Annotated in this window: 18 protein-coding genes and 1 tRNA gene; 13 read left to right on the top strand and 6 right to left on the bottom strand. The window is 69.6% G+C overall.

The features are described 5' to 3' along the window. Positions 1–11 precede the first annotated feature (11 nt). Genes VNW53_RS17160 through VNW53_RS17150 form a run of 3 tightly spaced genes read left to right on the top strand, consistent with a single transcriptional unit; the run spans position 12 to position 7,890 of the window. Positions 12–3,095, top strand: a complete 3,084-nt coding sequence (locus tag VNW53_RS17160; RefSeq protein WP_325557063.1) for an efflux RND transporter permease subunit — start codon at positions 12–14, stop codon at positions 3,093–3,095. Then, entirely contained in the window at positions 3,092–6,424 is a 3,333-nt protein-coding gene (locus VNW53_RS17155; RefSeq protein ID WP_325557062.1) for an efflux RND transporter permease subunit, read from the top strand. Before VNW53_RS17160 ends, VNW53_RS17155 begins: the two co-directional genes overlap by 4 nt. Beyond that, positions 6,421–7,890 (top strand): efflux transporter outer membrane subunit, encoded by a 1,470-nt coding sequence (locus VNW53_RS17150; RefSeq protein ID WP_325557061.1) that lies wholly within the window; start codon positions 6,421–6,423, stop codon positions 7,888–7,890. The genes VNW53_RS17155 and VNW53_RS17150 overlap by 4 nt, the downstream gene beginning before the upstream one ends. Here VNW53_RS17150 and VNW53_RS17145 read toward each other — a convergent pair. The 3 genes from VNW53_RS17145 to VNW53_RS17135 are packed head-to-tail and all read right to left on the bottom strand — an operon-like array spanning position 7,874 to position 9,547. Further along, positions 7,874–8,437, bottom strand: coding sequence for a demethoxyubiquinone hydroxylase family protein (locus VNW53_RS17145; RefSeq protein WP_325557060.1), 564 nt, complete (start codon positions 8,435–8,437; stop codon positions 7,874–7,876). The two genes, VNW53_RS17150 and VNW53_RS17145, sit on opposite strands and share 17 nt — an antisense overlap. After that, the gene (locus tag VNW53_RS17140; RefSeq protein ID WP_325557059.1) at positions 8,434–8,940 is read right to left on the bottom strand and encodes a disulfide bond formation protein B; all 507 of its coding nucleotides are present in this window, start codon (positions 8,938–8,940) and stop codon (positions 8,434–8,436) included. The genes VNW53_RS17145 and VNW53_RS17140 overlap by 4 nt, the downstream gene beginning before the upstream one ends. A gap of 28 nt (positions 8,941–8,968) precedes the next feature. Then, positions 8,969–9,547, bottom strand: a complete 579-nt coding sequence (locus VNW53_RS17135; protein ID WP_325557058.1) for a YqaA family protein — start codon at positions 9,545–9,547, stop codon at positions 8,969–8,971. Positions 9,548–9,663: 116 nt separating this feature from the next. Between VNW53_RS17135 and hppD the strand changes: the two genes are divergently transcribed. The 8 genes from hppD to VNW53_RS17095 all read left to right on the top strand — a co-directional run bounded on the left by hppD (position 9,664) and on the right by VNW53_RS17095 (position 16,698). Continuing rightward, a complete protein-coding gene (hppD, locus tag VNW53_RS17130) occupies positions 9,664–10,758 on the top strand; it encodes a 4-hydroxyphenylpyruvate dioxygenase (RefSeq protein ID WP_325557057.1) in 1,095 nt (364 codons plus the stop codon). Between the two features lie 5 nt (positions 10,759–10,763). Further along, positions 10,764–11,747, top strand: a complete 984-nt coding sequence (locus VNW53_RS17125) for an isoaspartyl peptidase/L-asparaginase (RefSeq protein WP_325557056.1) — start codon at positions 10,764–10,766, stop codon at positions 11,745–11,747. After that, positions 11,747–12,880, top strand: coding sequence for a homogentisate 1,2-dioxygenase (locus VNW53_RS17120; protein ID WP_325557055.1), 1,134 nt, complete (start codon positions 11,747–11,749; stop codon positions 12,878–12,880). Before VNW53_RS17125 ends, VNW53_RS17120 begins: the two co-directional genes overlap by 1 nt. Then, a complete protein-coding gene (locus tag VNW53_RS17115) occupies positions 12,877–13,170 on the top strand; it encodes a hypothetical protein (RefSeq protein ID WP_325557054.1) in 294 nt (97 codons plus the stop codon). The genes VNW53_RS17120 and VNW53_RS17115 overlap by 4 nt, the downstream gene beginning before the upstream one ends. After that, positions 13,167–14,171: a fumarylacetoacetate hydrolase family protein gene (locus VNW53_RS17110; RefSeq protein WP_325557053.1), complete on the top strand. Its 1,005-nt coding sequence runs from the start codon at positions 13,167–13,169 to the stop codon at positions 14,169–14,171. The genes VNW53_RS17115 and VNW53_RS17110 overlap by 4 nt, the downstream gene beginning before the upstream one ends. Beyond that, a complete protein-coding gene (locus VNW53_RS17105; protein ID WP_325557052.1) occupies positions 14,168–14,665 on the top strand; it encodes a MarR family winged helix-turn-helix transcriptional regulator in 498 nt (165 codons plus the stop codon). Before VNW53_RS17110 ends, VNW53_RS17105 begins: the two co-directional genes overlap by 4 nt. 120 nt (positions 14,666–14,785) lie before the next feature. Further along, positions 14,786–16,324: a sensor histidine kinase gene (locus VNW53_RS17100; RefSeq protein ID WP_325557051.1), complete on the top strand. Its 1,539-nt coding sequence runs from the start codon at positions 14,786–14,788 to the stop codon at positions 16,322–16,324. Continuing rightward, positions 16,321–16,698 carry a response regulator gene (locus VNW53_RS17095; RefSeq protein WP_325557050.1) on the top strand — a complete coding sequence of 126 codons (378 nt, stop codon included), beginning with the start codon at positions 16,321–16,323 and terminating at the stop codon, positions 16,696–16,698. Before VNW53_RS17100 ends, VNW53_RS17095 begins: the two co-directional genes overlap by 4 nt. 2 nt (positions 16,699–16,700) lie before the next feature. Here VNW53_RS17095 and VNW53_RS17090 read toward each other — a convergent pair whose 3' ends face one another. The 3 genes from VNW53_RS17090 to VNW53_RS17080 form a co-directional block, all read right to left on the bottom strand. After that, positions 16,701–17,009 carry a hypothetical protein gene (locus VNW53_RS17090; protein ID WP_325557049.1) on the bottom strand — a complete coding sequence of 103 codons (309 nt, stop codon included), beginning with the start codon at positions 17,007–17,009 and terminating at the stop codon, positions 16,701–16,703. Between the two features lie 121 nt (positions 17,010–17,130). After that, complete coding sequence (feoB, locus tag VNW53_RS17085; RefSeq protein WP_325557048.1) at positions 17,131–19,005, bottom strand: ferrous iron transporter B; 1,875 nt, start codon at positions 19,003–19,005, stop codon at positions 17,131–17,133. Then, on the bottom strand, positions 19,002–19,328 hold the full coding sequence (locus VNW53_RS17080) for a FeoA family protein (RefSeq protein ID WP_414693293.1): 327 nt from the start codon (positions 19,326–19,328) through the stop codon (positions 19,002–19,004). Before VNW53_RS17080 ends, feoB begins: the two co-directional genes overlap by 4 nt. Before the next feature lie 157 nt (positions 19,329–19,485). Here VNW53_RS17080 and VNW53_RS17075 point away from each other — a divergent pair. Both VNW53_RS17075 and VNW53_RS17070 read left to right on the top strand, forming a co-directional pair. Continuing rightward, positions 19,486–19,569: transfer RNA gene (locus VNW53_RS17075), tRNA-Leu, on the top strand. Positions 19,570–19,744: 175 nt separating this feature from the next. Next, on the top strand, positions 19,745–20,088 hold a 344-nt coding region (locus tag VNW53_RS17070), incomplete at its 3' end, for an SLC13 family permease (RefSeq protein ID WP_325557047.1).

The raw sequence follows: 20,088 nt of genomic DNA, 5'->3' as shown, positions 1-20,088 counted from the left end.
GCCCATTCATCATGCGACCCGTCGCGACCGCCCTTCTGATGGTGGCGATCGTGCTGGCGGGCCTCGTGGGCTTCAAGCTCCTGCCGCTGTCCGCCCTGCCGGAGGTGGACTACCCGACCATCCAGGTCTCGACCCTCTATCCGGGCGCGAGCCCGGAGGTGATGGCCCAGACCGTCACCGCCCCGCTCGAGCGGCAGTTCGGCCAGATGTCGGGCCTGGAGCGGATGACCTCGGTCTCTTCGGCCGGGGCCTCGGTGGTGACCCTGCAGTTCACGCTGAAGGAAAGCCTCGACGTGGCCGAGCAGGAGGTGCAGGCGGCGATCAACGCCGGCGCCACCCTGCTGCCCGCCGACCTGCCGGCGCCGCCGGTCTACGCCAAGGTGAACCCCGCCGACGCCCCGGTGCTGACGCTCGCCGTCACCTCCGACACCGTGCCGCTCACCGACGTCCAGAACCTGGTCTACACGCGCCTGGCGCAGAAGGTCAGCCAGGTCTCCGGCGTGGGCCTGGTGACGCTGTCCGGCGGGCAGCGCCCGGCCGTGCGCATCCAGGCCGACACCCCGTCGCTGGCCGCCTACGGCCTGACCCTAACCACGGTGCGCAACGCCATCTCGGCGGCCAACGCCAACACCGCCAAGGGCAGCTTCGAAGGCCCGACCCGCAGCTATTCGATCAACGCCGACGACCAGCTCCTGACCGTCGACGACTACCGGAACATGATCATCGCCACCCGCAACGGCGCGTCCGTGCGGCTGTCCGATGTGGCCAAGGTGGTCCAGGGCGCGGAGAACACCGCGCTGGGCGCCTGGTCCGGCAAGACGCCGGCGATCATCGTCAACGTCCAGCGCCAGCCCGGCGCCAACGTCATCGCCACCGTCGACGCCATCAAGGCCCAGCTCCCGGAACTGACCGCGGCCCTGCCGCCCGGGCTGAAGGTGACCGTGCTGTCCGACCGCACGACCGGCATCCGCGCCTCGGTGCACGACGTGGAGATGGAGCTGCTGCTGGCCGTGGGCCTGGTGGTGCTGGTGATCTTCCTCTTCCTGCACTCGATCCGCGCCACGATCATCGCGGGCCTCGCCGTGCCGATCTCGCTGATCGGCACCTGCGGGGTGACCTACCTGCTGGGCTTCTCGCTCAACAACCTGAGCCTGATGGCCCTCACCATCGCCACCGGCTTCGTGGTCGACGACGCCATCGTCATGCTGGAGAACATCTCCCGCCACATCGAGGACGGCGAAGCGCCGTTCGAGGCCGCGCTCAACGGCGCCAAGCAGATCGGCTTCACGATCATATCGCTGACCGTCTCGCTGCTGGCGGTGCTGATCCCGCTACTGTTCATGGGCGACGTGGTGGGCCGGCTGTTCCGCGAATTCGCCATCACGCTCGCCATCACCATCCTGATCTCGGCGGTGGTCTCGCTGACCCTGACGCCGATGATGGCCGCGCGCTGGATGCGCCCCGAGGAGGGCCTCAAGCCCGGCAGCTTCGGCGAGAAGACCCAGGCCTGGTTCGACAAGCTGATCGGCCGCTACGACAAGGCCCTGCAGTGGGTGCTCGACCGCCAGAAGGCGACGCTGATCACCGCGATCGCCACCTTCCTGTTCACCGTCCTGCTCTATGTGGTGATCTCCAAGGGCCTGTTCCCCGTGCAGGACACCTCACAGCTTCAGGCGCGCGTCGTGGCGCCGCAGACGGTGTCCTATCCGCGGATGGTGCAGCTTCAGCAGGCGGTGGCCGCCGCCGTGCTGGAAGACCCGGCGGTGGAGAACCTGTCGTCCTTCGTGGGCGTCGACGGCGCCACCAACGCCACGCTCAATTCCGGCCAGATGCTGATCAACCTGAAGCCCAATCACGGCTCGCAGGCCAAGGTCATGCAGCGCCTGCGCGATCGCGCCGCCGGGGTGCCGGGCGTCCAGCTCTTCATGCAGCCCACCCAGGACCTGACCGTCGACGCCGAGTCCGGCCCGACCCAGTACCGGGTCTCGGTCGAGGGCGCGAACACCCAGGCGGTCGACGACTGGGCGGTGAAGCTGACCGGCGCCCTGACCCAGGAAAAGAAGCTCGCCAACGTCACCACCGACGCCTCCGACAAGGGCCTGTCGGCCTTCGTCAACATCGACCGCGACACCGCGGCCCGGCTGGGCATCACGCCCGCCTCGATCGACGATTCCCTCTATTCCGCCTATGGCCAGCGGATCGTCTCGACCATCTTCACCGAGACCAACCAGTACCGGGTGATCCTGGAATCGCGGTCCACCGACGCCACGCCCCGGGGCCTGGCCGACGTGCAGTTGCAGTCCACCGGCGGGTCCACGCCGCTCTCGGCGGTGTCCACCATCAAGGAGCAGACCGCCCCGCTGCAGGTGCGCCACGTGGCCCAGTTCCCGGCCGCGACCATCGGTTTCGACACCGGCCAGGGCGCCTCGCTCGGGACCGCTGTCAGCGCCATCCGCGCGGTGGCCGACAAGGTGGGCAAGCCCGCCGGCCTGACCCTGACCTTCCTGGGCGCGGCGGGCGCCTACGAGAACTCGCTGAACAACGAGCTGTGGCTGATCCTGGCGGCGGTGGTCTGCGTCTACATCGTGCTGGGCGTGCTCTACGAGAGCTACATCCACCCGCTGACGATCCTGTCGACCCTGCCCTCGGCCGGGGTCGGGGCGCTGCTGGCCCTGATGGTCACCGGCAACGACCTGGGCGTCATCGGGATCATCGGCATCATCCTCCTGATCGGCATCGTGAAGAAGAACGCGATCATGATGATCGACTTCGCCCTGGACGCCGAGCGCGAGCAGGGGATGAGCGCGCGCGACGCCATCCACCAGGCCGCCCTGCTGCGCTTCCGGCCGATCCTGATGACCACCATGGCGGCCCTGTTCGCGGCCGTCCCGCTGATGCTGGCCATCGGCCAGGGGGCCGAGCTGCGCCGGCCGCTGGGCATCGCCATCTTCGGCGGCCTGATCGTCAGCCAGCTCCTGACCATCTTCACGACGCCTGTGGTCTACCTGGCCTTCGACCGCCTGGTCCCGAAGAAGGCCCGGACGGGCCCCGCCCAGGGCGAGGCGCCCGCCGCTTCGCCGGAGCCGGCGGAATGAACCTCTCCGCCCCCTTCATCCGGCGGCCGATCGCCACCGTCCTGCTGACCATCGGCCTGGCGCTCTCCGGCGTGGCCGGCTACCTGGTCCTGCCGGTGGCGCCCCTGCCGATGGTCGACTTCCCGGCGATCGGCGTGCAGGCGAACCTGCCGGGGGCGAGCCCCGACACCATGGCCATCAGCGTGGCCACCCCTCTGGAGCGGCGGCTGGGGGTGATCGCGGGCGTCAACGAGATCACCTCGCAGAGCTCCACCGGCTCGACGCGGATCAGCCTGCAGTTCGACATTTCCAAGAACATCGACGGCGCCGCGCGCGAGGTTCAGGCCGCGATCAACGCCGCGCGCGTCGACCTGCCCGCGACGCTGCGCAGCAACCCGACCTATCGCAAGGCCAACCCGGCCGCCGCCCCGGTGATCATCCTGGCGCTGACCTCCGACACCAAGACGCCGGGGCAGATCTACGACGCAGTCAACAACATCGTGCAGCAGCGCCTGAGCCAGGTCACCGGCGTCGGCGACGTGGAGATCGGCGGCGGCTCGCAGCCGGCGGTGCGCGTCGAGGTCTCGCCCTTCGCGCTCAACCGCTTCGGGGTAAGCCTCGAGGACGTGCGCGCCGCGATCCAGTCGGCCAACGCCAACCGGCCCAAGGGCGTGGTGCAGGACCAGGGCGGCCGGCGCCTGCAGATCTACACCTCGACGGGCGGCACCAAGGCGGCCGACTACGCCCCGCTGATCATCGCCTACCGCAACGGCGCGGCCGTGCGCCTGCAGGACGTCGCCCAGGTCACCGACAGCGTCCAGGACACCCGAACGATCGGCCTCTACAACGGCAAGCCCTCCATCGTGGTGCTGATCACCCAGCAGCCGTCGGCCAACGTCATCGCCATGGTCGACTCGGTGCGCGCGGCCCTGCCGCTGCTGCAGGCGCAACTGCCCAGCGACGTGAAGATGCAGGTGGCGTCCGACTCCACCACCAGCATCCGCGCCTCCCTGCGGGAGATCGAGATCACGCTGGCCATCGCCATCATCCTGGTGGTGCTGGTGGTCAGCGCCTTCCTGCGCCGCTGGAAGGCGACCCTGATCCCGGCCGTGGCGACCGTCGTGTCGCTGATGGGCACCTTCGGGATCATGTACCTGCTGGGCTTTTCCCTGAACAACCTGTCGCTGATGGCGCTGACCGTGGCCTCCGGCTTCGTGGTCGACGACGCCATCGTCGTGCTGGAGAACACCAACCGGCATATCGAGAACGGCATGGGCCGCTTCGAGGCCGCCCTGGCCGGCGCGCGGCAGGTGGGCTTCACCGTGCTGTCGATGAGCATCTCGCTGGTGGCGGTGTTCATCCCGCTGCTGTTCATGGGCGGCCAGGTCGGGCGCCTGTTCCGCGAGTTCGCGGTGACCCTTTCGGCGGCGGTGCTGATCTCGCTGGCCGTGTCGCTGACCACCACGCCGATGATGTGCGCCTACCTGCTGCGCTCGAAGGAAGAGGAGAAGCCGGAAGGGGCCATCAGCCGCGCCTTCGGCAAGGGCTTCGAACGGCTGCACCGGGTCTATGAGCACAGCCTCGACTTTGCGCTCTCGGCGCGGCCGCTGATGATGCTGGTCCTGGCCGCGATCATCGGCCTGAACGTCTACCTCTACATGGCCATCCCCAAGGGCTTCTTCCCGATCCAGGACAGCGGCCGCCTGAACGGCGGGCTGCGCGCCGACCAGTCGATCTCCTCCGAGGAGATGGGCCGCAAGATGAAGCAGCTCGTGGCGATCCTGATGAAGGACCCGGCGGTCGACCACGTGGTGGGCTTCACCGGCGGCGGGCGCTCGGGCGGCGGCTTCCTGTCGGTCGACCTGAAGCCCCGCGGCCAGCGCAAGGAGGGCGGCCAGGCGGTGATCACGCGGCTGCGCCCGCAGCTCGCCAAGGTGACCGGCCTCACCGTCTTCCTGAACCCGCAGCAGGACGTGCGCGCGGGCGGCCGCCAGACCAACGCCACCTATCAGTACACGCTGAAGGCCGACAACGCGCAGGATCTGAAGACCTGGGCGCAGAAGCTCAACGACGCCATGGCCACGCACACCGACGTGCTGACCGACGTCAACACCGACCAGCAGGACAACGGCGTGGAGAGCTACGTCGACGTCGACCACGACACAGCCGCGCGGCTGGGCGTCAACCTGCGCGACGTGGACAACGCCCTCTACGACAGCTTCGGCCAGCGGCAGGTGGCCAACATCTACGAGGACCTGAACCAGTACACCGTGGTGATGGAAACCGCGCCGATGTACAGCCTGTCGCCCGACGCGCTGGCCAATGTCTATGTGCCGGCGTCTGGCTCGATCACTGCGCCCACCACGCCGGCCCAGACCGCCGCCCGCCAGAGCGCCGCCGCCGTGGCCGCCGCCAACGCGGCGGCGACGCAGGCGAGCCTGTCGACCACGGCGCCTTCATCAGCCGCGGCCGGCGCGGCCACCGGCGCCAGCGGGACCACCGCCTCGTCCTCCGCCAACCCCGGCGCGCGCGACCCCTCGACCGGCAGCCCGCTCAACACCGCCGTGCGCCGGATGGTGCCGCTTAGCGCGATCGCCCACTTCTACAACCGCTCCACCCCGGCGGCGATCAACCACCAGGACGCCGAGCTCGCCACCACCGTCTCGTTCAACCTGGCGCCCGGCGCCTCCCTGAGCGACGCCCAGACGGCGATCAGCGAGGCCGAGGCGGACATCGGCATGCCGACCAATGTGCGCGGCAGCTTCCAGGGCACCGCCAAGAGCTTCACCGACAGCCTGAAGCAGGAGCCGGTCCTGATCCTGGCGGCGCTGATCGCCATCTACATCGTCCTGGGCGTGCTCTACGAGAGCCTGGTCCACCCGATCACGGTGCTGTCCACCCTTCCCTCGGCGGGCGTCGGCGCGCTCCTGATGCTGATGGTCTTCAAGATGGAGTTCTCGATCATCGCCCTGATCGGCATCTTCCTGCTGATCGGCCTGGTGAAGAAGAACGCAATCCTGATCATCGACTTCGCGCTCGACGCCCAGCGCAGCCGCGGCCTGTCCGCCGTCGAGGCCATCCGCGAGGCCTGCCTGCTGCGCTTCCGCCCGATCCTGATGACCACCATGGCCGCCGGCCTCGGCGCCCTGCCGCTGGCCATCGGCTTCGGCGAGGGCTCCGAACTGCGCCAGCCGCTGGGCGTCGCCATCATCGGCGGCCTGATCGCCAGCCAGCTCCTCACCCTGCTCACCACTCCGGTGGTCTACGTTTACATCGACCGTTGGCGGCGGCGTCGCGACGAGCGCTTCCTCAGCCGCAATAGCGTCGAAGGCCAGGCCTTGCCCGCATGATCCAGTCCCCGTTCCGCCTTTCCGGCATCCTGCTGGCCTCCGCCGCCCTCGCCGGCTGCGCGGTCGGCCCCAACTATGTTCGGCCCACCGCGCCGCTCTCGCCGACCTTCAAGGAAGCCGCCGGCTGGTCGCCCGCGGCCCCGGCCGACACCCTCGACCGCGGCGACTGGTGGACGCTGTTCAACGACCCGATCCTGAACGGCCTCGAGGCCAAGGTGCAGGTGTCGAACCAGAACATCGTCGCCGCGGAGGCCGCCTACCGCGAGGCGCGCGACGTGGTCACCGAGCAGCGCGCGAGCCTGTTCCCGACCGTGACCCTCAACGGCAGCGGCTCGGAGTCCGGCTCCGGCGGCGGCAGCAAGGGGACGGTGATCACCGGCGCCGGCGGCAGCACGGTCGTCACCGGCGGCGGCAGCACCCATACCAGCCAGTACCGCGCCAGCGTCGGCGGCGCCTGGGAGCTCGACGTCTGGGGCCGCATCCGCCGCACCATCGAGGCCGCCAAGTCCAACGCCCAGGCCACGGCCGCCGACCTGGCCGCCGCGCGCCTGTCGGCCCAGGGCATGCTCGCCATCGACTACTTCGGCCTGCGCGAAGCCGACGCCGAGATCGCCCTCGACCAGGCCACCGTGGCGGCCTACCAGCGCTCGCTGACCATCGCGTCCAACCGCTACGGCGCCGGCGTCACGGTGCGCAGCGACGTCTACCAGGCGCAGACCCAGCTCGCGAACGCCCAGGCCGACCTGGCGGGCCTCAGCCAGACGCGCGCCACCTTCGAACACGCCATCGCGGTGCTGACCGGCGAGGCGCCGGGCAACTTCTCCCTGCCGCCGGCGCCCTGGGTCGGCACGGTCCCGGCGATCCCGCCGGCCGTGCCCTCGACGATCCTGCAGCGGCGCCCCGACATCGCCGGCGCCGAGCGCCGGGTGCAGGCGGCCAACGCGCAGATCGGGGTGAACACCGCCGCCTATTTCCCGACCCTGACGCTCAGCGGCAGCTACGGCTTCGCCGCCAGCGAGCTGGGCTCGCTGTTCAACAGCGCCAATTCCCTGTGGAGCTACGGCGCTTCGGCGGCCGAGACCCTCTTCGACGCCGGCGCGCGCCGGGCCCGCGTCAACGAGGCCAAGGCGACCCACGACCAGACGGTGGCCAGGTACCGCGAGACGGTGCTGGAGGCGCTGCAGGACGTCGAGAACCAGCTCGCCGCCACCCGGGTGCTGGCCGAGCAGGCCACGCTGCGCGCCGAGGCCTCGGTGGCCGCCGACGCGGCCGAGAGGATCGTCATCAACCAGTACCAGTCGGGCCAGGTCGTCTACACCGACGTGGTCACGGCCCAGACCGCCGCCTACACCGCGCGGCGCGCGCTGGCCCAGTCCGCCGTCCAGCGGCAGACGACGGCGGTGGCCCTGATCCAGTCGCTGGGCGGCGGCTGGCAGGCCGGGACCGACCCTAAAGTTTCTCGCTGATCTTGATCGCCGCGCGGCAACCGGCGCCGATCACCGCCGAGAGCAGGGCGTAGCCCGGCGCAGCCTTCGCGCCCTCCTCCACCGCCAGGTCGCGGTGGGCGAGCTCCTCGTCGCGGAAGCCCGACAGCTCGGCCGCCAGCTTGGGGTCGCGCTCGGCCAGCTCGGCGATCTGGTGGGCGTAGTGCTCCTCGATGACGGTCTCGACCGCCTCGGTGCAGGCGTGGGCGGCCTTGTCGCCCATCAGCGCCGTGCCGGCTCCGAGCGCGAAGGCCGCGATCCGCCAGACCGGCGCCAGGGCCGTCGGGCGCACCCGGCGCTCGGTCAGCAGCGTGTCGAACCGCGCCAGGTGCTGGGCCTCCTGGGCCTCCATGTGGGCGAGCTGGCCGGCGATGCGCTCGTGGCCAGCGGCCTCGCCCAGGACGGCCCGCTGGCCACGGTAGATGGCGACGGCCGCCATCTCGCCGGCGTGGTCGACGCGCAGGATCTCGGCCATCCGCGCCGCGGTCGCGCCGCGCCCCGGCCGGGGCGGGATGGGCTTGGCGCTCATGGCTTGGCCCGTTCGCGCAGGGCGGCCGCGACGCTCAGCGCCACGAGCCCGATGGAGGCGAGCGTGTTCCAGCCGGCCATGGACAAACCCAGGAACACCCAGGCCGGCCGGTCGCACGCCGGCATCTTCACCCCGCCGCCGTTCAGCAGCGCCTTCAGCGAGGCCATGGTCACCGCCCCGCCGCCGGAGCAGCTCTGGGGCCCGGGCCAGAACTTCCATTCCACGCCGGCGTGGTAGCCGGCCACCCCGACGCCGGCCAGGAAGACCAGCGCGAGCAGCCAGCAGGTGGCCTCGCGCCAGCGCGCGCCGCCGGGCAGGCGCACCAGGACCATGGCCGCCGCCGCGAGGCCGCCGGCGACCCAATAGACCGTCCGCTGCTTCAGGCAGAGTTCGCAAGGCGCGAGGCCGCCGAAGGTCTGAAAGGCGTGGGCTGCGGCCAGCATGGCCGCCGAGACCAGCAGGGCGACGAGCCGCCAGCGGTCGAGGAAGGATCGCAGGATCATGGGTCGGGATATGAGCCCAATTGCGCCGCTAGCCAAAGACCTTCAACGCGACGAGGCCGCCGACCAGCAGCACCAGGAAAGCCAGGGCGTAGATCGCCAGCCGACGTTCGACCTCGTGGAGGATCGCCGGACCGTAGGCCTTCAGCACGGCGGCCTCGATGAAGAACCGCGCGCCCCGCGTGACGATCGCCGCCCAGACGAAGGTGAAGAGGTCGAAGTGCGCCAGGCCCGCGCTGATGGTCACCAGCTTGAACGGGATCGGCGTCAGGCCCTTGAACAGGATCACGCCCAGGCCGTACCTGGCGAACCAGGCCTGGAATTCCTGCTGGCCGTTCGCATGCCCGAAGAACGCCAGGATGGCGTGGGCGAGCGGGCCCAGGAACATGCCGATCGCATAGCCGAGCAGCCCGCCCAGCACCGAGGCCGCGGTGCAGATCGCGGCGAACAGGAAGGCCCGCTGCGGCCGCGCCGCCACCATCGGGGCCAGCATGACGTCCGGCGGCACCGGGAAGAACGAGCTCTCCGCAAACGACACCGCCGCCAGCGCCCACGGCGCATGCTTCGACGCCGCGAGGGCCAGGACCTGGTCGTAAAGCTTGCGGAGCATGGGGGTCCCAGCGGCGGCGTCCGGCGTTCAGCTATCAGGCGAGACGAGTCTTGTCTTCCCGCTACCGGAAACTAGTTTCATATGATACGACTTCGCCGCGAACAGGAGATTCCGCAATGAACGTCCAGACTCAGGCCCAAGGCCGCGACCTCTTCGAAAATCCGCTGGGCACCGACGGTTTCGAGTTCGTGGAATTCACCTCGCCCGAGCCGGAGCGGCTGAAGGGCCTGTTCGAGCTGATGGGCTTCACCGCCGTCTCGAAGCACCGGTCGAAGAACGTGCTGCGCTTCCGCCAGGGCGACATCAACTTCATCCTGAACATGGAGGCCTCCGGCCAGCCGGCCGACTTCCGGCAGGTGCACGGCCCCTCGGCCAACGCCATGGCCTTCCGCGTTAAGGACGCCGCCAAGGCCCTGAAGCTGGCCATCGAGCGCGGCGCGACGCCGGTCACCGGCCCGGTCGGGCCGATGGAGCTGAACATCCCGGCGATCGAGGGGATCGGCGGCTCGAACCTCTACCTGGTCGACCGCTACGGGGCCCAGGAGATCTATGATGTGGACTTCGTGCCCATCCCCGGCGCGGCCGAGGCGGCGGCGAAGAACGCCAAGGGCCTCACCTACCTCGACCACCTGACCCACAACGTCCAGCGCGGCAACATGGTCAAATGGGCCGACTTCTACGAGCGCATCTTCAACTTCCGGGAAATCCGTTACTTCGACATCGAGGGCGCCCAGACCGGCCTGTTCTCCAAGGCCATGACCAGCCCGGACGGCAAGATCCGCATCCCGCTGAACGAAAGCCAGGACGAGCATTCGCAGATCGAGGAGTTCCTGCGCGACTACCACGGCGAGGGCATCCAGCACGTCGCGCTGGGCGCCGACGACATCTTCCATTCGGTGGAGTCCATGCGCGAGCTGGGCGTCAGGTTCCAGGACACCAACGACACCTACTACGAACAGCTCGACGGCCGCGTGCCCGGCCACGGCGAGAACCTCCAGCGCCTGAAGGCCGACAAGATCCTGCTCGACGGCGCGCCCACCGAGGGCCAGGGCCTGCTGCTGCAGATCTTCACCGAGAACATGATCGGCCCGATCTTCTTCGAGCTGATCCAGCGCAAGGGCAACGAAGGCTTCGGCGAGGGCAACTTCAAGGCCCTCTTCGAATCCATCGAAATGGACCAGATGCGCCGCGGCGTGCTTCCGCCTAAGTAAGGGCGATGAGCACATCGAACTGGTCCCTGGTCGCCCACGGCGGCTCCGGCGTCATTGACCGCGCCGATCTGAATCCCGAGCAGGATCGCGCCTACCGCGCGGTCCTGGCCCAGGCCGCCGAAACCGGCGCGGCGGTGCTGGGCGGCGGCGGGGCGGCGCTCGACGCGGTCGAGGCCGCGATCCACGTCCTGGAGAACGACCCCCTGTTCAACGCCGGGCGCGGCGCGGTCTTCACCGCCGATGGCCGCGTGGAGCTGGACGCCGCGATCATGGACGGCGCGACGCTGGCCGCGGGCGCGGTGGCGGGCCTGACCCGGACGCGCAACCCGATCTCGGCGGCGCGCGCGGTCATGGAGCGGTCGCCCCACGTCCTGCTGGCCGGCAGCGGCGCCGACGCCTTCGTCGCGGCCGAGGGCCTGGCGCAGGTCGACCCCGGCTATTTCTTCGTCGAACGGCGCTGGCGCGCGCTGGAGGCGCAGCTCGTTCGCGACGGCCTGCCGGTTCCGTCTCGGCCCCACGGCGCCTGCACAGACCTCGCCCACGCGGCGCTGGCCCACGACGAGGGCAAGCGCGGCACGGTGGGTGTGGTGGCTCGCGACGCCCAAGGCCATGTGGCGGCCGGCACCTCCACCGGCGGCACCACCGGCAAGCGCTGGGGCCGGGTGGGCGACGCGCCGTTGATCGGCTCCGGCACCTACGCCACGGACCGCGCGGCCGCCGTCTCCGGCACCGGCGAGGGGGAGTATTTCATCCGCCTGGCCGTGGCCCACGAGATCTGCGCCCTGGTCGAGCTGAAGGGCCTGAGCCTGCAGGCCGCAGTCGACGAAGTGATCCACAACCAGTTGACCGCCCTCGGCGGCGTAGGCGGCGTCATCGCGGTCAGCCCGGACGGCCAGATGGCCTGGGGCTTCAACACCTCGGGCATGTACCGCGCCCGCATCGCCGACGGTCGGCCGCTCGAAGTGGCGATCTACAAGGACGAACCCTGATGGCGACCCGCAACTGGATCCCCGTACGCGCGGCCCAAGGCGAGCACTCCCGCCAGGCCCACGCCGACATGCCGCCTGGCACCTACGAGCGGGAGATCTCAAAGGAGGGCTTCTTCGGCCCCGCCGCCTTCATCCACCACCGGCGCCCGCCCACCGGCTGGGTGGATTTCCAGGGGCCGCTTCGCCCCCGCGCCTTCGACCTCAACGCCCTGAACGCCGCCGAGCCCAGCCCCTGGGCGTCCGGCAAGGTGCTCGGCAACACGGCGGTGGAGATCCGCTTCTGGAAGCTCGCCGCGGCCATGCCCGCCCTGGCCCGCAACGCCGACGGCGACCAGCTCCTGTTCATCCACCAGGGCTCGGGCGAACTCTTCTGCGACTACGGCCGCCTGGCCTATCGGGGCGGCGACTACCTCTACCTGCCGCGCGGCACCATGTGGCGGCTGAAGCCCGCCGAACCGACCGCCGTCCTGATGATCCAGGCCAGCAACACCCACTTCACCCTGCCGGACAAGGGCCTGCTCGGCGGCCACGCCCTGTTCGACCCGGCCATGCTGGAAACGCCGGTGATCGACGAGGCCTTCCGCGCCCACCAGGAGGAGGCCGGCGAATTCCGCGTCGAGATCAAGAAGCGCGGCGAGGTCTCCACCGTCACCTATCCCTACAATCCCCTGGACGCCGTCGGCTGGCACGGCGACCTCGCGCCCGTGCGGCTGAACGTGGCGGACCTCAGGCCCGTTTCCAGCCACCGCTACCACCTGCCGCCCAGCGTCCACACGACGTTCCTCAGCGACCGGTTCGTGGTCTGCACCTTCGCGCCCAGGCCCTTCGAGACCGATCCCGGCGCGCTGAAGGTCCCGTTCTTCCACAACAACGACGACTTCGACGAGGTGCTGTTCTACCACGCCGGCGACTTCTTCAGCCGCGACCACATCGAGGCCGGGATGATGACGTTCCACCCGTCCGGCTTCACCCACGGGCCGCATCCCAAGGCGTTGAAGAACATGCTCTCGCAGCCCAAGCCCGCGACCGACGAATATGCCGTGATGATCGACACCCGCGATCCGCTGGAGGTCGGCGAGGCCGCAGCCGGCGTCGAGAACCCGGCCTACGTGGATAGCTGGAAGGGCGCGTGAGCAACCAGGACGACCTGGAAGCCGCGGCCCATGAGGAACTGGACCGCGCGCTCAGCCTGGGCTGGCCCCAGCTCGCCCGGCACACGCCCTGGGGCGACACCTTCGAGGGTTTCACGCCCGGCGGCCGCGAGGTCTGTTTCGAGCGCAGCTACCTTTGGGAGGGCGATCCGGGCGGCGACATCCGGGTCGAAGTCATGGTCTATGAGCCCAAGGCCTATGAGGACGGCGTCAAATTGACCCGCGAGATTCGCCGCAATCCCCTGCCCGGGGACCTGAAGGAGAACCTATGAAGCTTGCGTCCCTGAAGGGCGGCCGTGACGGGCGGCTGGTGGTGGTGTCCAACGATCTGGCCTGGTTCACCGAGGCCCACCATATCGCCCCCACGCTGCAGGCGGCGATGGACCACTGGCAGGGCCTCGAACCGGTGCTGCGCGGCCTGGCCGAGAGCCTGGAGCTTGGGGCGGTCCCGCGCGAGCGGTTCCACGAGCACGCCGCGGCGAGCCCTCTGCCGCGGGCCTACCAGTGGGCGGACGGCTCGGCCTATGTAAACCACGTGGCCCTGGTGCGCCAGGCGCGCGGGGCGGAAATGCCGGAGAGCTTCTGGACCGACCCCCTGATGTACCAGGGCGGCTCCGACGGGTTCCTGGGCCCGCGCGATCCGATCCCGCTGGCCGACCCGGCCTGGGGGCTCGACCTGGAGGGCGAGATCGCGGTGGTCACCGGCGACGTGCCGCAAGGCGCCGGCCGCGAGCAGGCGCTCGCCGCCATCCGCCTGGTGATGCTCTGCAACGACGTCTCCCTGCGCAACCTGATCCCCGGCGAACTCGCCAAGGGCTTCGGCTTCTTCCAGTCCAAGCCCGCCTCGGCCTTCTCGCCGGTGGCCGTCACCCCCGACGCGCTTCCCGGCTGGAAGGACGGCAAGCTCCACGGCGCGCTCTCCGTCGAGTTGAACGGCAAGCCCCTGGGCGAGGCCGACGCCGGCGTGGACATGACCTTCGACTTCGGGACCCTGGTCGCCCATGCCGCCAAGACGCGGGCCCTGTCGGCCGGCTCCATCGTGGGCTCGGGCACCGTCTCCAACCGCGGCCCCGACGGCGGCCCCGGCAAGCCGGTCAGCGAGGGCGGCGTCGGCTATAGCTGCTTGGCCGAGGTCCGCACCATCGAGACCATCGCGTCGGGCGCGCCCAAGACGCCCTTCCTGGCGGCGGGCGACACGGTGCGGATCGAGATGCGGGACCCCAAGCGCCATTCGATCTTCGGCGCCATCGAGCAGACGGTGGCCGCGGGATGACCGCCGAGCCGACCGGGACGGGGACGCGGAGCGAGGAACTCAAGCTCGACGCCTACCTGCCCTATCGGCTCTCGGTGGCCTCCAACGCCGTCTCCGGCCTGATCGCACGGGCCTATCAGGACCGCTTCGCCCTGACGGTCCCGCAGTGGCGGGTGATCTGCGTCCTCGCCGAGGACGGCGGCCTGACCCAGGGCCAGATCGTCGCCCGCACGGTGATGGACAAGGTGACGGTGAGCCGCGCGGCCCAGGGCCTGCTGACGCGGCGGCTGGTGGCGCGTTCCGACCACCAGGCCGACGGCCGCAGCCATGTCCTGGCGCTGACCAAGGAAGGCGCGAGCCTGCATGCGGAGATCGCGCCGCTCGCCTTGGCCTATGAGGCCGCGCTAATCTCGGGCCTGGCGCCGGAAGAGGTCGGCCTGCTCAAGCGCCTGCTCGCGCGCCTGCAGGCCGCAGCCGGGCAGCTCAGCGGCGACGCCGCGCCGCCCCCCGCCTGATCGCATATCGACGTTTTTCAACATCCTCGCCCCTTCCGCGAATAGAGCGTATTGGTTGTAAAGGGGGCGTGCAGCGACTCACCTTGGGTTGTCGATGCCCGGGCGTGGTGGGGCTTCGGCATGTCGGTCCAGGAATGGCTGTTCAACCCGGCGGGCATGACCCCGCATGGATTCTGCCTCAGTTGGTCACCGAGTCTGATCGCCCTGCACGTCGTCTCCGACGCCGTCATCGGGCTGGCCTATTTCTCGATTCCCCTGGCCATAGCTGAGTTCGTTCGCCGCCGGCCCGACCTGCGCTATGGATGGGTTGCCTATCTCTTCGTGGCCTTCATCCTGGCGTGCGGAACGACCCATTTCATGGGGATCGTGACCCTTTGGGCGCCCGCCTATGGCGTCGAGGGGCTCATCAAGCTCTTGACCGCGGTGCTGTCGATCGCCACCGCGGCCCTGCTGTGGCCGCTGATCCCCAAGGCCGCCGCCCTGCCATCGGCGGCGCAACTCGAGATTCTCAACCAGGATCTGGAGCGTCGGGTCGCCGACCGGGTGCAGGATCTGGAGGAACTCAACGCCCGGCTGACCGCGGCCCTGGAGGAGAAGATCCATGCGCAGCAGGCCCAGGCCCACAGTGACGCCCATTTTCGTGCAAGCTTCGAATCCGCTGCGGTGGGCCAGGTGCACTACGACCCGGTCTCGGGGCTGATCTTGCGCGCCAATCACGCCTATGCGGCCATGCTGGGCTACGAGCCGGAAGAACTGGCGGGCCGTCTGGGCTCGGACTTCACCTATCCGGACGACAGGGACTCAACAAGCTACGGGGAGATGCTGCACGGCTCCGGCGCCAGCTATGCGCGCGAGAAGCGTTATCTCCGACGCGACGGCACGCCGGTCTGGGGACGGGTCTCGGCCTCCCTCGTGTGCGCGCCGCAGACCGACAAGCCGCTGTTGGCCGTCGCCGTGGTCGAGGACATCGACGAGGGCCACAAGGCGCAGATCGCGCTGCGCGAGGCCAAGCACGACCTGGAGATCGTCGTCGAGGAGCGCACCGCCGCCCTCGCCCAGCGGGACCTCCTGTTGCGCGAGGTCTACCACCGGGTGAAGAACAACCTGCAGATTGTCGACAGCATGTTGCTGATGCAGGCGCGGCGCCTGACTGATCCCGACGCGAAGGCGGCGCTAGAGAATCTGCGCGGCCGGGTCTATGCGCTGGGCCTGGTGCATCACCAGCTGATGGGCTCGAAGGACCTTGAGACCTTCGATGTCGCACCTTTCCTCGAAGAGCTGTCGCGCCATCTGCTGGAAGGCGCCGGCCGGGCCGAGGTAGGCCTTTCCGTGCGCGCCGCACCGCTTAAGGTCGGTCTCGACTTCGCGATTCCTTTAGGCCTGCTCGTGACCGAACTGGTGACCAATTCCATGAAGCATGCTTTCGGCGGCGGTCCCGGGGCCATCGACGTCACGCTCGACGACGTCGAGGCGGGCGAGGTGGTGCTGCAGGTCAGCGACAACGGCCGCGGCTACGATCCCGCCGCGGCCAGCGGGGGCCCCTCGCTCGGCGCGTCGATCGTCGATGGGCTGGTTCGTCAGCTCCGCGGCGTCCTGACCGTTTCCAGCGAAGGCGGGACCCGCAGCGTGATCCGGCTGCCGGCGCCGGTGCACGCATGAGCGGCCCGCTGGAAGACTGCGTCGCCGTGGTCGACGACGAATTCCTGATCGCCACCGGCCTGACCATGCAGCTCGAGGACATGGGCATGAGGGTCTGCGGCACGGCCGCGACCGCCGACGAGGCGGTGAGCCTGGCCCAGGCCGCACGGCCGGCCGTGGTGCTGATGGACGTTCGCCTGGCCGGCCAGAAAGACGGCATCGACGCGGCTCTGGCCATCCACGAGACGGTCGGGTCCAAGGTGATTTTCGTGACCGGATCGCGCGAGGCGGCGACCATCGCGCGGATCGAGCAGGATCACCCGGCCGGCCTGCTGTTCAAGCCGGTCCTCGCCTGGCAACTGCGCGAGGCGATCAGCGCCGCCTTGGCCAGCTAGGGTTAGTGGGCGTAGGCTTCCGGGGCGCGCACGCTCCAGCGGTGCGAGCCTTCGCCGAACGGCAGGTGGAAGCCGTAGGCGGCCCGCCTGCGCTCATCGCGCCAGTTCTGTTCGAAGGACAGGATCACCGCCTCTTCCAGCTCCTCGGGAATCTGGCGGGCGTCGTGGCCCATGTGCTTGGCGATCTGCTCGATCACCGTGGCGCGATGCGCCTCGCCACCGAGCGACAGCAGGGCTTCTCGGACGCGCTTGGCGAGGGTCTGGGTTCCACGGGCCGGCTTTTTGCTGGCGACGGCGACTTCAGTGTTCATCGGGGTTTGTCCCATGCGGGTTCTGCACGCGGTAACCCTGCGCCCACTCGTTTAGCGGCGGGTTAAGGGGCAGGTTGAATTCCGAGTTAATCCGCACCCAGAGGTTTAGCCCGGTCCGCGGCTAGCCGAGGCCGAACGCGCGCGCCGTCTGATAGACGACGAAGGCCGCGAGATAGGCCAGCGCCGTCATGTAGGCCAGCATCACCGCCGGCCAGAGCCAGGAGTTGGTCTCGCGCTTCACCACCCCGATGGTCGAGGCGCACTGCGGGGCGAAGACGTACCAAGCCAGGAAGGCCAGGCCCGTGGCGATCGACCAGTTGTGCTGCAGCGTCGTGGCCAGCGCGCCGGGCGAGGCGTCGGCGGCGCCGATGGCGTAGACCGTGCCCAGCGCCGCCACCGCCACCTCGCGGGCCGCGAAGCCCGGGATCAGGGCGACCGTCATCTGCCAGTTGAAGCCGATCGGCGCGAGCAGCGGCTGCAGCAGGTGGCCGATCCGCCCCGCCAGGCTGTAGTTGATCGCCGGGTCCGTGGCCCCGGCCGGCGCCCCCGGGAAGGACGACAGGAACCAGACCAGGATCATCATCGGAAAGATGATCGTGCCCGCCCGGGTGATGAAGATCTTGCCGCGCAGGTAGAGGCTGCGCAGCACGTTCAGCGGGTCGGGCAGCTTGTAGGCCGGCAACTCCATCAGGAACGGCTCGACCGCGCCGCGCCAGAACAGCCGGCGGGTGACGAAGGAGACGGCGAGCGCGCTGACGATCCCCGCCGCATAGAGGCCGAACATGACGAGGCCCGGCAAGCTGAGGACGCCCAGCACCGTGCGGTTGGGGATGAAGGCCGAGATGATCAGGGTGTAGACCGGGATCCGGGCCGAGCAGGTCATCAGGGGCGCCACCATGATGGTGGTCAGCCGGTCGCGCTTGTTGTCGATCACCCGCGTCGACATGATCCCGGGGATCGCGCAGGCGAAGCTGGAGAGCAGCGGGATGAAGGCGCGGCCGTGCAGGCCGGCGCCGCCCATGATCCGGTCCATCAGGAAGGCCGCGCGGGCCATGTAGCCGAAGTCTTCCAGGAGGATGATGAAGAAGAACAGCACCAGGATCTGGGGCAGGAAGACGATCACCGAGCCCACGCCGCTGATCACCCCGTCGGTCAGGAAGCTGGTCATCAGGCCCGCCGGCAGGTGCGCGGCCACGAAGCCGCCCAGGGCCGCGAAGCCGTCGCTCATCAGGTCGCCGGCCGCCTTGGACCAGGTGAACACCGCCTGGAACATGACGAACAGCAGGGTGAGCAGGATCGCCAGGCCCGCCACGGGGTGCAGCAGCAAGGAGTCCACCTTGCCGGTGAAGGTGTCGGGGCGCTCCGGCGGGCGCACATGGGCCTTCAGGATGCGCTGGGCCTCGCGGTGGGCGTCGCGGATCTGACCGGCGTCCGGCTCGCGCCAGCTGTTCTCCGCGCCGATCGCCCCGGCCGCGATCAGGCCTTCCACCTGGGCCACCAGGTCGTCGATGCCGCGCTTGCGGGTGGCCACCGTGGTGACAATCGGGCAGCCCAGGTCGCGCGACAGGCCATCCAGGTCGATCCGCAGGCCCTGGCGTTGGGCGATGTCGTACATGTTGAGCGCCAGCACCATCGGCCGGCCCACGGCCTTCAGCTCCAGGATCAGCCGCAGCACCAGGCGCAGGTTGGTGGCGTCGGCCACGCAGACCAGCACGTCCGGCGGCTCCTCGCCCGCGAGCTTGCCAAGCACAGCGTCGCGGGTGACCACTTCATCGGGGCTGCGCGCGCGCAGCGAGTAGGTCCCCGGCAGGTCGAGGACCGAGAGCGTGCGGCCGGCGCCGGTGAACACCTGGCCCTCCTTCCGCTCGACGGTGACGCCGGCGTAGTTGGCCACCTTCTGGCGGCTGCCGGTCAGCGCGTTGAACAGCGCCGTCTTTCCGGAGTTGGGATTGCCCACCAGCGCCACGCGCGCCGTCGGCAGGGCGGCGTCGCTCATTGCGGGTCCAGCAGGATCCAGACGTCCTCGGCGTCGCGCCGCCGCAACCCGATCCGCATGTCGTCGAGCCGCACCGCGATCGGATCGCGCCAGATCGCGCCCTCGTGCAGCACCTCGATCCGCGCGCCCTCCACGAAGCCGAACTCCAGAAGCCGCCGCTGCAGCTCGTCCACGTTCACTCCGTGGTCGCCGGGATGGCTTTCGGCCCGCACGTCGACGATGACGCCCCTGTCGCCGGGCCGGGCCGCGCTGAGCCGCACGGTCCGCGCCGCCTCGTCGACGGCGGCCAGGACCTTTGCAGAGTCGGCGATCATGTCGTGCATGGGGACGCAGGTTTCCGTGTGGGGAACACTTAGTTGCGATTGATTATCAGTTTGGTTCGCAACTGTCGATGCGCAAGGGGCCGCACCCTCTTTTCCCCGCGTTGACCGTTCATCGCCCATGACTAGAGTGCGCCCGCCCTGTTACCGGCATGCCGGGGCCCCAGTGGCGAAATGGTAGACGCGGTAGACTCAAAATCTATTGCCGAGAGGCGTGCTGGTTCGAGTCCGGCCTGGGGCACCATCATCGGTTCGATCGTTCCTCGCGACGCGCAGGCCCGAGGAACTGCGCCAGTCTCAGGCGTCGCGGCGTTGAAGACGCTCCGGATTCGAACTCCGGTTCCGCCGGCCGTCTGACGAAAAGGCGCAGCTTTATCCCCGACGCCGCGTTTCCGTCCGACCTGGAGTGGAGGCGGCGCGTGACCCATCAGCAGGCCCTGGCCTTCGGCCTGGTGGCCGTCACCATCGCGATGTTCGTCTGGGGACGATTCCGCTACGACGTCATCTCGCTGGTGGCCCTGCTCGCCTCGGTGCTGCTGGGCCTGACGCCGGCGAAGAAGGCCTTCGACGGCTTTTCCAACGACGTGGTCCTGATCATCGCCTGCGCCCTGGTGGTGAGCGCCGGCTTTGCCCGGTCCGGCGTGATCGAGGCGATCCTGCGGCCGATCACGCCGCGCCTGAAGACCGCCAGGAGCCAGGTTCCGGTGTTCGTCGTCGCCACGGCGATCCTGTCGATGGCCACCAAGAACGTCGGCGCCCTGGC

This window comes from Phenylobacterium sp., from assembly GCF_035569475.1.
In the GTDB taxonomy this organism is placed as follows: Bacteria; Pseudomonadota; Alphaproteobacteria; order Caulobacterales; family Caulobacteraceae; genus Phenylobacterium.
The sequence above is the reverse complement of the archived record's forward strand: the minus strand, read 5'-3'. Positions and strand labels throughout refer to the sequence as shown.